Here is a 14,180-nt window from a genome sequence, read left to right as displayed (position 1 = left end):
AAGGCTTCCAAATTTTGGAAGCCTTTATTTTTTAAATTATTATCAGGGTTTATTTTTTAATAATAGTTTGGTTAAACGAATCCTCAGCAGTATAAATTTTTGCTAAGTAAGTTCCCGTTGAAAGCTGACTGATATCAATAGTTTCAGTTCCTTTTTGTGCAATTTTTACCAGTACGCCTGAGATATTATAGATCAAAACTTTTTCTATTTTTTGACTTGGATCTGATAAGTATAAAATGTTTGAAGCCGGATTTGGATACACAAATATTTTCTCAGTTTCTATATCAGCTGGAGTTTCTATTTTTGCCATACGAAGCATTCCACCGCTGTAAACCGTATTCATATAAAATAAGTTTGACGTATCTTTTTTAGTAATTGTATGACTTCCTGCGGCCAATGAAACTGTTACAATTCCGTTAGAAGCTACTTTATCCACATTGTCAACTTTTATTGTTGCCGAAGCTTCCACAAAAACAAGCGTTAAAGTACTCGCCTGACTTGTTGTAAATGAAATATTGGTAGAAGATTCAATTTTTAGACATTGCGTCAAAGTCAAACCATTATACGTAACCGTACCTTTAGTAGTCGAAAGATTTCCTGTAATTGCATAAAATGTGCTTGTTTTTCCAGAAGTTGTAAAATTGTGAATTTCGCTTCCAGACGTACCTGTATTTACCGTTATTGTTCCAGATCCCGTTGCTGCAGTTCCTGTTCCTGTAGTTGTAATTGAATATGAAACTGTTGCAGTTGGAGTTCCCGAAATAGTTATTGTTTTAGCCGATGTATTTTTTACAAAAGTTAATCCAGATGCCGGCAAACCGTTTACAGTGGCATCAGTTGCAGTTCCTCCCCAGGTAAATACAATCGAGTTAATAGCAGTTCCGCTGGTTACGGTTTGGCTGTTATTATTTGTAGATGTTAAAGTTTGAGTTCCTGCTGCATTTACCGTTATTGTTCCAGATCCAGTTGCAGGAGTTCCTGCAGTTCCTGTTGTAGCAATCGAATAATTTACGGTTGCAGTTGGCGTTCCGGAAATTGTGATTGTTTTTGCAGCTGTATTTTTTACAAAAGTCAATCCCGAAGCTGGTAAACCAGTCACGGCAGCATCTGTTGCATCACCTCCCCAGGTAAACACAATTGTTGCAATTGAAGTTCCACTCGTAACGGTTTGATTGTTATTTGAGGTTGAAGTTAAAGTTTGATTTCCAGCCGGAGGATTTGTTCCGTCCTGAACATAAACTAAATTCGTTTGATAATTTGTCAAAGCTGATTTCAATCCTGTATTTACTGCATCGGCAGTATCGTCAATGGCATTGTTAAATGTCCATTGTAAATCACCACCAGATACACGCCCTGCATATTGCATAACATTTGTTCTTGCAGTTTCCGGGCTGTCAGGCGTATAAGAATACATTACACTTGAGTTGGTATCAAAATTATTATACGTTTTAGCGCCTTTTTTTGATGTAATACTACTGCTGATAGTTTCGTTTCTGGTCGATGCTACATAAGCATCAAATTCAACTGGATAGGTTGAAGAATTGTACCCTACAAAACGAGTTTGTCCGCTCATTGTATTGTTAAAAGCTTTAATGGTTCCGCCGTCTTCGCTTGAAAAAGTTCCCTCGGCACCATTGTAAACATCAGTTCCCTGCATTGAAGTCAACATTGGGTATTTACAATTTCTAAAATAATTAGCTTCTACAAAAACAGAGGAACCTAAAGTTGATCCAACACCATATTTTGAATTTCCATCATAATAGTTGTTATAAACGTGAGCAGAATAATAACGTACACGAGGATGACGTGAATCAGAGTGATCGTACCAGTTGTGGTGATAGGTAATATATAAACCAGCTGTAGTTCCTTCACTTAAACCTAAAAGATTACTTTTTCCTGAATCCCAAAAGTGATTGTATGAAAAGGTAATATAAGTAGATTTTTTACAGTCTAAAGCTCCGTCACCTTTAACTTGGTCTGCATCGCTTCCGGCATTTCCATAAAAGAAATCACAGTTATGAACCCAAACGTAATCATTATCTTGCTGCAAGCCAATATTGTCGCCTTCGCCGCTGTCACAGTTCATTGTTCCAATATTTCGAATTTCAATGTTTGATGCATTTTTTACTCTTATTCCCCAGCCATCAGCAACAGCATCATTTCCTATTCCTTCCAGAGTAAGATAAGCCGAAGCATTTTTACTGTTTTCAATGACAATATCACCGCTCATCATATACGATAAGTCGGTAATCTGTCCAACCATACGAACAATTAAAGGTCTTAATTCTTTACCTTTTTTGTAACCGTCAAGAATGGTTTGTAATCCAACGCAAGGATTTGTTGTCGCACCAGTTACATCAAGAGAAACCGTATTTTTAGTCTGCTCTGTTACGTAAATAATTACTGCATTACTTTTTGGAGTTCCGTCTGCATTATAGGCACCCGGAACTCGGGAATTAGCAAAAGCAAATCCAGATCGATCGTGTGCTTTAACTGTCAATGAACTTGTTGTGGTACCAGTTCCTTCAACACCAGAAATAACTGGTTTGATTTTTACAGTATAAGATCCGGCTTTTAAACCCGGAATATCGGCACGAAAATAACTTCCATAGCTTCTAATAAGCTGAGTGTCAATTTTTCGATCGACAATTCCTTCACCTGTATAATATACATTATACGTTTGAGCATTGCTTACAGGCTGCCATTTTACAAAAACGGATTCAAGCCATCCGGTGGCTTCATTAATTTGCTGTGACCAAGTTTGGGCAGCAATAAAAAACATAGCTAAAAAAAGTAGGTTTTTTTTCATAATTGTTTAAGTTAGACATTAATAAAAGTTTTTTGTGGTTTTCGTGATTCTCGATTACAAGTGAAATTGTAATCGATTACACGAAATTACACAAAATTTTGATATTCTTATTTATTTTGTCTTAAAAAAACATATATGAAAAATTAATCATTAATATTTTAGTTAAAATGTAATTTATTGCATTAATTGTAATTTATTACATGTTAAAATATTTCTAGCGAAAGCCTAATTTTATTGACGTTTTAAAGAAGTAAAAAGGGATATGTTTTTAGAATTTATATTTTTTATAACTTTTAAACCTGTTTTTGTTAAAATGTATTTTTTGTAGGAAAAAGAATCTTTTTAGTAGGTTTGTATTTTGAAGATGTAAACTAATTATTAGAATATGAAGCATAAAAAAAGCCTTTTTGAATTTCAAAAAGGCTTTTTTTTATGTGTAAAGAAAATTTTAATTCTTACTTGACAATTTAGATAATAATCTTAAAAATTCGATATACAACCAAACTAATGTGATCATTAATCCCATTGCACCATACCATTCCATGAATTTTGGCATTCTTTCCTGAACACCTTTTTCAATTAGGTCAAAATCTAAGAATAGGTTTAAAGCAGCAATTATAATTACAAAAACGCTAATTCCAATACTCATCATTCCATTTCCGTAATGAACCGGAGTAAAATTAAAAATTAAAGAAGCAATCCATGAAATTAGATAATAAGTTGCAATAGCAAGAGTAGCAGCAATTACAACTGATTTGAATTGTTCTGTAACTTTTACGATTTTAAATTTGTATAAACCTAAACAAACTAAGAAAGTAACCAATGTAGCTCCAACTGCGTTTATTACAATTCCAGGATACATAGCTTCAAAAATAGCCGAGATTCCTCCAATGAATAATCCTTCAAATAAGGCATAACCCGGAGCAAGATACGGTGATAATTGTGGTTTAAATGCAGAAATTAAAACAAGAACAAATCCAACAATTGCACCTCCAATAGCAGGCAGCATAATGTTCAGTCCGTTAAAAGCCATCCACCATGTTACCATAGCAGCGCCGCATAATATTAAAAATAAAATAGCTGATTTATTAATCGTACCAGACAAAGTCATTTCCTGATTGTAATCAATAATCTTTGCTTCGTGTACTTCTTCAGCTCTTGAAACAGCATTTGATGAAAAACGCTTGTTACTTAAAAAAGGATTTTTTGAATTGAAGGCCATAGTTTTTATGCTTTTAGTGAACCCAAATATATGGAGTTTTTTTGAAGTCTGTAATTTAACTTTAAATTTTTAACATGAAATTTTCTTTTGAAAACTGCTGTAAAACAAAAAATCCACCAAAAGAAACTTTTGATGGATTTGTATATTTTTTAATCTGAATTTTTAATTCAATAGATCTAAAACTAATGAAGGGAATAAACCTAAAGCAATATTTAAACCAATAGAAATAATTGCAACGGCATAAATAAGGAATGGTTTTCCTGTGCGCTCTTCGTTTGGTTCTTTAGAATACATGGCCAAAATTAATTTGAAATAATAACCAACACTTATAATAGAGTTGATTACTGCAACAATTACAATAGCAACATAACCAGCATGAAGTGCCTGATCAAACAAGAATAATTTTGCAAAGAATCCTGAGAAAATCGGAATACCGGCCATAGACAATAATGAACCAGTCAAGATTGCAGCTAATAATGGATTCGTTTTTCCTAAACCGTGAAAGTTTACAATATCCTCGTTATCCTGATTTTTACATACATATAAAATAACGCTGAATGCAGCAATACCAGCTAAAGCGTAAGCAGCAGTGTAATATAATAAAACTCCTGCAGAAGTTGCAATAGTTAAGAATGTAATTAACATGAAACCTGCGTGAGAGATTCCAGAAAATGCCAACATACGTTTTACATTTACCTGACGCAACGCCATGATATTTCCAACGGTCATAGAGGCAATTGAAATTACAAGAATAATATTTTCAAATGTTCCTAAAAGATCCTGATTTTCCAAAGAAGGAATTAAATTCAATCCTGAAACTAATTTAAATAATGTTGCAATTGCTATTACTTTTGCCAAAGTACTCATTAAAGCAGTTGTTAAAGCTGGAGAACCTTCATAAACGTCTGGTGCCCAAAAATGAAAAGGTACAGCTGCAATTTTAAAGAACATTCCAATTGTCATTAAAATCATTCCGATAGGAAACCAGATTGGTAATTCAGCAGATAAAGAACTTTCGTGAATTTCTGCAATATCAAAAGTTCCCATAGCTCCATAAATCAAACAAATTCCGAATAAGATAATTCCAGATGCGAAAGATCCCATTAAGAAATATTTCATACCTGCTTCATTACTTTTAATATTCAAACGATCGCTCGCTGCCAGAACATATAATGCAATAGATAAAATTTCGATTCCAAGGAAAAACATTGATAAGTTTCCAAAAGAAACCATAGCAACACCCCCGGCCAATAAAAACACTTTTATAGCGATATAATCAGAGATTTTTGTCTGATGATTTTCGTAAAAATTATGGCTTAATGCTACAAGGAAAATAGTTAAAATAATAAACAATGATGAAAAAGCAGTCGAGAATTTACTCACCGTAATCATGTTATTGTAATAACTTGCTGTTGTTCCAAATTCGTAAAAGTTTAGTGCCAAAACTCCCAATAAACCTAAAATGGTAAACGGAACAATGCCTTTTCTAAAATTTAGAATTTCAAACAATAGGCAGAAAATACCCAATCCTGTTATAGCTATTAATGTATTCATTTTTGTTTTTTTGATTTAGGAAATCTAAAACGCCCTAATTTATTTTATTTAAAATATATTTTTATTTTTTAATGTTTAACTTTTTTAAGCTTCGGAAAATCTGAAATCAAAAATCGTTAATCATCATTCTAAAATCTTAGTTTTTATTGATAACGTTTAAAATCGTTTCTAAACTTGGAGTGATCAAATCTGTAATTGGTTTTGGATAAAATCCAAAGAAAATTAAAACAGCAATAATCGCAACTAAAGAAATTCCTTCGTTAACAGAAACATCTGCAAAAGTTTTTGAATTTGTTTCGCCCAACATTACGTTTTGGAACATTTTCAACATATAGTAAGCTCCTAAAATAATCGTTGTTCCGCCTAAAACAGCAAACCAAATGTTTATTTGAGAAAGGCTGTATAGTACAGTAAACTCTCCAACAAAGTTAAATGTAGTTGGTAAAGCAACAGATGCCAATACCAAAATTAAAAACATTGAAGTGAATTTTGGAGATTGAGTACGAATTCCACCTAATTCGCTAATATTTCTAGTTTCAAATCTTCTGTAGATAATTTCTGCAGCGTAGAATAATCCAACCACCACAAAACCGTGAGCGATCATTTGTAAAACTGCTCCGCGGAAACCATCAAGAGTTAAAGTGTAAGATCCTGCAGCAATTAATCCAACGTGAGCAAGAGATGAATAAGCTAATAATTTCTTTAAATCTTTTTGTCTTAAAGCTACGATTGAACCGTAGATAACGCCTGCAATTCCTAAAGCAATAAAAATATTCATGTATTCTTTTGCAGCAAGAGGTGCAATTGGCAACTGCCAGCGAATAACACTGTATAATCCCATTTTAAGCATGATACCAGATAAAAGCATTGTTCCAACAGTTGGTGCTTTTTGGTACACATTTGCCTGCCATGTATGGAAAGGAATAATAGGAATTTTGATCGCATAAGCTAAGAAGAAAGCAAGGAAAATCCAAAGCTGTTCGCAAGCAGATAATTGTACTTTATATAAATCTTCAATTAAGAAAGAACCTGCTTTTTGGTATAAATAGATAAAAGCAGTCAACATAAACAACGAACCTGCAAGTGTGTAAATAAAGAATTTAACCACTGCTTTTCTGCGTTCTTCAGCATCACCGTTACCCCAAATAAGAGCAATAAAGTAAATAGGAATAAGAGCTAACTCCCAGAAAATATAATATAAAAGACCATCTGCAGCAAGGAAAGTTCCTGTCATTGCAAATGCCATAAATAAAATCAGAGCATAAAAAGCTTTTGAGTTTTTATATTCATTCCCGAAAGAAGAGAATATAATAACTGGAGTTAAAGCCGTTGTCAATAAAAGCATGGCAAGACCTAACCCGTCAGCATTTAGCGCAAAAGAAATTTTAGGCTGATTGATCCACGCATTGATAAGACTGATATTTTCTCCAGCATTAAAATGGTTTAACAATACAACCGAACAGCCTAAAGCTGCCAAACTAAAGAACAAAGCTACTTTTGAAGCGAGTTTGTCACCAGCAAAATAGGTGATAAATGCACCAACTAAAAGAATAATTAATATAAGAGAAACGTTCATAGTTATAAAATTATTGAGCTAAAAATATATAAGAAACAATCGCGCAAAGACCTAAAACGAAAGCAAAAAGATATAATCCAATACTTCCTGTCTGTAGTTTTTTACCCTGAAACGCCAATTCGTTTGCTGCTTTTCCTAATCCAAAAACAACTGCCGATAATCCCGTTTCAATATAGTCTCTAAAGAATCTTGATAATGCATTTACTGAGCGAACGAAAATCGCATCGTAAGCTTCATCTACATAATATTTGTTATACAACACTTTTGTTAAGCCTGTAATATTTTCGTCAGCTTCAGGAACATTGTCTTGTTTGAAGTATTTGATATAAGCAATTAAAATTCCTAACAATCCGCCTAAAACAGCAACTCCCATTAAAGTATATTCTGTTGCGCCCAAATGATGTTCTTCGCCAGCCACTTTTGTGAAAAGAGGTGCTAAATATTCATTTAACCAGCTGTTTCCAGGTAAACTAATTAATCCTCCAAAAGTTGCTAAAAGAGCTAAAATCATTAAAGGGAAAGTAATTAAACCGTCACTTTCATGTAAATGATGTTTTTGTTCTTCAGTTCCTCTAAAATCTTTAAAGAAAGTTAAGAACATCAATCTGAACATATAGAAAGCCGTCATAATTGAAGCAATAGATCCAACAACATATAATGGAATACTGTGGTGGAAAGCAGTCAATAAAATTTCATCTTTTGAGAAGAAACCTGAGAAAAATGGAACTCCAGAAATAGCCAATGAAGAAACCAACATTGTCCAGAAAGTGATTGGCATTGCTTTACGCAATCCTCCCATTTTACGCATATCCTGCTCACCGTGTAAACCGTGAATTACAGAACCAGATCCTAAGAATAAACAAGCTTTAAAGAAAGCGTGTGTGATTACGTGGAAAACTGCTACTTCATAAGCCCCAAATCCTAATGCCAAGAACATTAATCCTAATTGAGAAACTGTAGAATAAGCTAATACTTTTTTAATATCAGTTTGTACTAAACCAATTGTAGCAGCAACTAATGAAGTTATCGCTCCAACAATTGCAATTACAGTCTGCACATCTGTTGCAAGATCAAAAACAAAGTTCAATCTCGTTACCATAAAAATACCAGCTGTTACCATCGTAGCAGCGTGGATTAATGCAGAAACAGGAGTTGGTCCTGCCATCGCATCTGGTAACCAAGTGTACAACGGAATTTGAGCAGATTTACCACAAGCTCCAATAAACAGACATAAAGCGGCTAAAGAAAGTAATGGTAAATTTAAGTTTGTCGCTCCCGCTATTGCAGTTTTTAAAGTGGCATAATCTAAAGTTGAAAACATTGAACCAATAATGAACATACCAATTAAAAGACCTAAATCTCCAATTCTGTTCATGATGAAAGCCTTTTTTGCAGCATCGTTATAATCCTGGTTTTTATGCCAGAATCCGATCAATAAATAAGAGCAAAGTCCAACACCTTCCCAACCAATAAATAAAACTAATAAGTTGCTTCCAATTACAAGTGTAATCATAAAGAATACGAACAGATTTAAATACGCAAAAAACTTGTGCATATTTTCATCATCATGCATGTAACTGATAGAGTATAAGTGAATCAAAGATCCAATTCCGGTTACGAACAATAACCAAAGAACAGACAATTGATCTAATAAAAATCCAAGATTGATTTTTAGATTACTAATTTGAATCCAGTCAAATAAAGTAACTTCAATTCCCTTTCCGGTTGAAGTTATTTGATTAAAAAGAACAAGAGTAACTATAAAAGAAACAGCCACGGCAGCAGTTCCGATGATTCCCGAAACTGTTTTTCCTAAGCTTTTTCCAAAGAAAACATTGATTAAAAATCCTAAAAAAGGAGCTAAAACTAAAACTAAAGCTAAATTGGTATCCATTTCTATTTTATCCTTTTAAATTTTTTAAATTATCGATACTAATTGAACCGATGTTTCTGAAAATAGAAACTAAAATCGCCAATCCTACCGCAACTTCAGCAGCAGCAACCGCCATCGAAAAGAATACAAAAACTTGTCCTTGCGCATCCTGATGGTAAGTTGAAAAAGCCACAAATAAAAGGTTTACTGCATTTAGCATGATCTCGATAGACATGAAAACGATAATTGAATTTCGTCTGTACAATACACCAAAAACACCAATACAAAAAAGTACAACACTTAAAAAGATGTAATTTTCAATACCTATTTGATTTAATATATTACCCATTATTTATTTAATTTTTCTTTTTTAGACAATAATACAGTTCCAATCATAGCAACCAAAAGTAAAATCGAAGCAAATTCAAAAGGCACCATATATTCGTTCAACAATATTTTACCCAATACTTTAATAGATTGGAAATCTTCTCCGGTTGAATCATAATCTCCAACAATTGGTTTAGAATTGATGAAAATTGCAATTAAAACAATAACAATTAAACAGAAAGAAACAATCGCTCCTAAACGTGTAATCCTTGGGCGGTGTACATCTTTTTGTTCGTTAAGGTTCATCAACATAATCGTAAACAGGAACAAAATCATAATCGCTCCAGAATAGACTATTATATGTACAACAGCTAAAAATTGAGAGTTCAATAATAAATAATGACCAGCGATAGAGAAAAAACAAATCACTAAGTAAATAGCAGAGTGAATTGGGTTTCGGCTAAAAATGGTTAAAAATGCAGTTATTACCGTAATAAACGCTAAAATACAAAATATAACACCTACAGGAGTTGCGTTTGCGAAATCAGGAATATGTATCATTAGTTAGCGTTATTAAGTTGTGAATTTTTAATAGCCATTTCTAAAGGCATCACTAATTTGTCTTTTCCAAAGATGAAATCTTCTCTTTCATAACTTGCAGGAACTAAAACCTTAGAAGTTGTCAAATAGATAGCATCTTTTGGACAAGCCTCTTCACATAAACCACAGAAAATACAACGAAGCATATTTATTTCATAAATCGAAGCATATTTTTCTTCTCTGTATAAATGTTTCTCGTCTGGCTTACGTTCAGCAGCTTTCATTGTAATCGCTTCTGCAGGGCACGATAAAGCACATAATCCGCAGGCAGTACAATTTTCACGACCTTGCTCATCACGTTTCAACATGTGCTGACCGCGATAAACCGGGCTCATTTCACGAACTTGCTCCGGATAATGAATCGTAATTTTTTTTCTAAAAAGGTGTTTAAGCGTAATCGCCAAACCTTTTACAATCGCCACAAGATACAATCGTTCAATAAAAGTCATCTCTTTATTAGAGACCACTTTTTTTCTACCCGATAATGATATAGTTTCTATTGACATTTTTTAATCTATGATTTATGATTTACAATTTGAGTTCAGTCAAATTCAAAATCTATTTTATTTTTATTTGAAGCTAATCCTGCTATCCGCTGTATCTTTAATTTTTCTAAAGAAAAAAATTAAAGGATGCCGCTTCTATCAGGGCTAGGGCATTACGGTTCTTAGAATCCTAAAGCGGCTGCGATATCGTGTCTTAAAATAACAGCGCCCGTAATCATAATATTAATAATCGAAAGTGGAATCAAAATTCTCCAGCCTAAGTTCATTAATTGGTCGTATCTAAATCTTGGAATTGTCCAGCGTACCCACATGTAAAAGAATATGAAGAAACATATTTTTACAAACAATACAGCAATTCCTAAAAGATTAGCGGTATTTACTCCAACATTTTCTACCATCCACTGCATTCCAGGATAGTTATAACCTCCAAAGAATAATACAGAAATAATAGTAGCAGAGATAAACATACTTGCATATTCAGCAAATAAATAGAATCCCATTTTCATTGATGAATATTCAGTATGGTAACCTCCAATTAATTCGTTTTCACATTCTGCTAAGTCAAAGGGAGTTCTGTTAGTTTCTGCAAATGAACAAATTAAGAAGATTAAAAAGGAAACCGGCTGATAAAAAACATTCCAGTTCATTCCTTGCTGCTGTAATGAAATTTCTTTTAAACTCATTGTTCCGGTCATCATCAACAATGCAATCATTGATAATCCCATAGCAACTTCATAAGAAACCATTTGAGAAGCTGCACGAACAGCTCCCATTAAAGAGAATTTATTGTTAGAAGCCCAGCCACCAATCATGATGCCGTAAACTCCAACAGAAAGAACTCCAAAAATGTATAATAAAGCGATATTTACATCAGTTGCCTGAAGAATAATATCTTTTCCAAAAAGATGAAGTCTGTCTCCCCATGGAATTACAGCACTTGTCATCAAAGCTGTACTCATGGCAATTGCCGGACCTACAACGAATAAAAATCTATTTGGTGTGTTTGGGAAAAATTCTTCTTTAGAGAATAATTTCATACCATCGGCAAGCGGCTGTAATAAACCTCCCCAACCTGCACGGTTTGGTCCAACACGATCCTGAAGAAAAGCAGCAACTTTACGTTCTGCCCAGGTAGAATACATTGCCATAATCATTGTTACCGCAAAAACGACAACAATAACAACACTTTTTTCTATAATAAATGCACTTTCCATTTCTTAAGAATTTTTTTCATTAGTAGTTAATGGAATTGCAGCCATACTAATTTTTTTACGGTCGATATCGCGGCCTAAAAGAATATTCTTTTCAGTATCGATTTCAACTTTCTCTAATTTTTGAGTGTAGTTATTTTGATTGATAACAGAATCTTTTTCAAATTCTCTAGGTCCTTCAATAACCCAGTCATTTACATCTTTGTGATCAAAACGACAGCTGTTGCAAATGAATTCTTCTACTTCATGGTACTCATCTTTACGACCAGTCACACGTTGAATTTCTCCACCAAACATCCAAACTGTAGTTTTACCGCAGCATCCAGGAGTAGTACATTCTCTGTGTGCGTTATAAGGTTTATTAAACCAAACTCTTGATTTAAAACGGAAAGTTTTGTCAGTTAAAGCTCCAACCGGACAAACGTCAATCATGTTTCCAGAAAACTCATTGTCGATTGCTTTAGAAATTCCGGTTGAAATATTAGCGTGGTCACCACGATCTAATACTCCGTGAACTCTGTTGTCTGTCAATTGATCTGCAACTTGTACACATCTTTGGCATAAAATACAACGGTTCATATGCAGTTGAATATTTGGACCAATATCTTCTGGTTCAAATGTTCTTTTTTCTTCAATAAAACGTGATTTTGGGTTTCCGTGCTCAAAACTTAAATTTTGAAGATCACATTCACCAGCCTGATCACAAATAGGGCAGTCTAATGGGTGGTTGATCAATAAAAATTCTGTTACAGATTTACGCGCCTCGGTAACTCTGGCAGAAGATTTACTGTTTACTTCCATTCCGTCCATACATCCTGTTACACAAGATGCCATTAATTTTGGCATGGGTCTAGGGTCAGCTTCACTACCTTTAGAAACTTCAACTAAACAACAACGACATTTACCGCCGCTGCCTTTTAATTTTGAGTAATAGCACATGGCTGGCGGCACCAAATCTCCACCAATCATACGTGCAGCCTGCAGGATCGTTGTTCCTGGCTCTACGTCTATACTTTGACCGTCTATGGTTACTTTCATCTCTTTATGATTTGAATGTTGAAAGTCGGAATATTTTAAAGAATTGCTGTCCTTTTAATATTATGAACTTTATAACTTTCTGCTTTTTATTTTTATACGATTACTTTACCGCCTACTAAATGCTTTACTTGCGAAAAAGGTTCAGCAACAAAGTGATCTCTATTTTTGATTTTTTCAGGGAAACGAACGTGATATTCAAATTCATCTCTAAAGTGACGAATCGCTGCTGCTACTGGCCAAGAAGCGGCGTCACCAAGCGGACAAATTGTGTTTCCTTCAATTTTACTTTGAATGCTCCAAAGTAATTCGATATCTTCTTCACTGCCTTGACCGTTTTCAATTCTCCATAAGATTTTTTCTAACCATCCAGTTCCTTCACGGCAAGGTGTACATTGTCCGCAAGATTCGTGGTGATAGAAACGAGCGAAATTCCAAGTGTTTCTTACAACACAAGCAGTATCATTGTAAACAATAAATCCTCCGGAACCTAACATAGATCCGGTAGCAAAACCACCATCACTTAAAGATTCGTAAGTCATTAAACGATCTTCACCGTTTGCTGTTTTGAAAATCAATTCAGCTGGTAAAATCGGCACAGAAGAACCTCCCGGTACAAATGCTTTTAATGGACGGCTTGAAGACATTCCTCCTAAATATTCATCAGAATTCATGAATTCGTCAACACTTAAACCTAATTCAATTTCGTAAACTCCAGGATTTTTGATGTGTCCGGAAGCAGAAATTAATTTAGTTCCAGTAGAACGTCCAATTCCAATTTTAGCATAATCGTCACCAGAATTGTTTACAATCCACGGCACCGTTGCAATAGTTTCAACGTTATTTACCACAGTTGGATTTGCCCAAAGTCCTGAAACCGCAGGGAATGGTGGTTTAATACGAGGATTTCCTCTTTTACCTTCCAAAGATTCTATAAGTGCAGTTTCTTCTCCGCAGATATAAGCTCCAGCTCCACAGTGAACGTGTAACTCTAAATCGTAACCCGTACCTAATATATTTTTTCCTAACCATCCGGCAGCCTTAGCTTCGGCGATTGCTCTTTCTAAAATTTTGAAAACCCACATATATTCTCCACGAATGTAGATATACGAAAGGTTAGCACCTAATGCGTAACTAGAAGTAATCATTCCTTCGATCAATAAGTGAGGAATAAATTCCATCAAATAACGATCTTTGAAAGTTCCCGGCTCTGATTCGTCAGCGTTACAAACTAAGTGTCTTGGTTTTCCTGATTTTTTATCAATAAAGCTCCATTTCATTCCGGCAGGGAAACCCGCGCCGCCACGACCACGAAGACCTGATTTTTTTACTTCTTCGGTAACTTCATCCGGTGTAAGTGTTTTTAAAGCTTTTTCTACAGAAGCATAACCACCATTTTGGCGATATACTTCGTAGGTTTTAATTCCAGGAATATTGATTTTATCTAATAATATTTTTTGTGACATC

General features: G+C 34.2%; 11 protein-coding genes. All 11 read right to left on the bottom strand.

All coding sequences use genetic code 11. The features are described from left to right. Positions 1-49 precede the first annotated feature (49 nt). Positions 50-2,809 (bottom strand): T9SS type A sorting domain-containing protein, encoded by a 2,760-nt coding sequence (locus APR43_RS10230; RefSeq protein ID WP_053471557.1) that lies wholly within the window; start codon positions 2,807-2,809, stop codon positions 50-52. 448 nt (positions 2,810-3,257) lie between these two features. Further along, positions 3,258-4,031: a Bax inhibitor-1/YccA family protein gene (locus APR43_RS10225; RefSeq protein WP_053471556.1), complete on the bottom strand. Its 774-nt coding sequence runs from the start codon at positions 4,029-4,031 to the stop codon at positions 3,258-3,260. 162 nt (positions 4,032-4,193) lie between these two features. Further along, positions 4,194-5,585 carry an NADH-quinone oxidoreductase subunit N gene (locus APR43_RS10220; protein WP_053471555.1) on the bottom strand — a complete coding sequence of 464 codons (1,392 nt, stop codon included), beginning with the start codon at positions 5,583-5,585 and terminating at the stop codon, positions 4,194-4,196. 136 nt (positions 5,586-5,721) lie between these two features. Then, positions 5,722-7,161, bottom strand: coding sequence for a NuoM family protein (locus tag APR43_RS10215; protein WP_053471554.1), 1,440 nt, complete (start codon positions 7,159-7,161; stop codon positions 5,722-5,724). Positions 7,162-7,171: 10 nt separating this feature from the next. Next, positions 7,172-9,055 (bottom strand): NADH-quinone oxidoreductase subunit L, encoded by a 1,884-nt coding sequence (nuoL, locus tag APR43_RS10210; RefSeq protein ID WP_053471553.1) that lies wholly within the window; start codon positions 9,053-9,055, stop codon positions 7,172-7,174. A gap of 7 nt (positions 9,056-9,062) precedes the next feature. Next, complete coding sequence (gene nuoK / locus APR43_RS10205; RefSeq protein WP_012023318.1) at positions 9,063-9,383, bottom strand: NADH-quinone oxidoreductase subunit NuoK; 321 nt, start codon at positions 9,381-9,383, stop codon at positions 9,063-9,065. Next, complete coding sequence (locus APR43_RS10200) at positions 9,383-9,922, bottom strand: NADH-quinone oxidoreductase subunit J (RefSeq protein WP_053471552.1); 540 nt, start codon at positions 9,920-9,922, stop codon at positions 9,383-9,385. Before APR43_RS10200 ends, nuoK begins: the two co-directional genes overlap by 1 nt. Further along, positions 9,922-10,467, bottom strand: a complete 546-nt coding sequence (locus tag APR43_RS10195) for a NuoI/complex I 23 kDa subunit family protein (RefSeq protein WP_053471551.1) — start codon at positions 10,465-10,467, stop codon at positions 9,922-9,924. Before APR43_RS10195 ends, APR43_RS10200 begins: the two co-directional genes overlap by 1 nt. Positions 10,468-10,628: 161 nt before the next feature. Then, positions 10,629-11,681 (bottom strand): NADH-quinone oxidoreductase subunit NuoH, encoded by a 1,053-nt coding sequence (nuoH, locus tag APR43_RS10190; RefSeq protein WP_053471550.1) that lies wholly within the window; start codon positions 11,679-11,681, stop codon positions 10,629-10,631. Positions 11,682-11,684: 3 nt separating this feature from the next. After that, positions 11,685-12,716: a 2Fe-2S iron-sulfur cluster-binding protein gene (locus tag APR43_RS10185; protein WP_053471549.1), complete on the bottom strand. Its 1,032-nt coding sequence runs from the start codon at positions 12,714-12,716 to the stop codon at positions 11,685-11,687. A 92-nt stretch (positions 12,717-12,808) separates the two neighbouring features. Further along, the gene (gene nuoF / locus APR43_RS10180) at positions 12,809-14,179 is read right to left on the bottom strand and encodes an NADH-quinone oxidoreductase subunit NuoF (RefSeq protein WP_053471548.1); all 1,371 of its coding nucleotides are present in this window, start codon (positions 14,177-14,179) and stop codon (positions 12,809-12,811) included. Between the last annotated feature and the right edge of the window lies 1 nt (position 14,180).

Source organism: Flavobacterium sp. NLM, assembly GCF_002210235.1.
In the GTDB taxonomy this organism is placed as follows: Bacteria; Bacteroidota; Bacteroidia; order Flavobacteriales; family Flavobacteriaceae; genus Flavobacterium; species Flavobacterium panici.
This window is presented reverse-complemented; position numbering and strand designations above follow the sequence as displayed.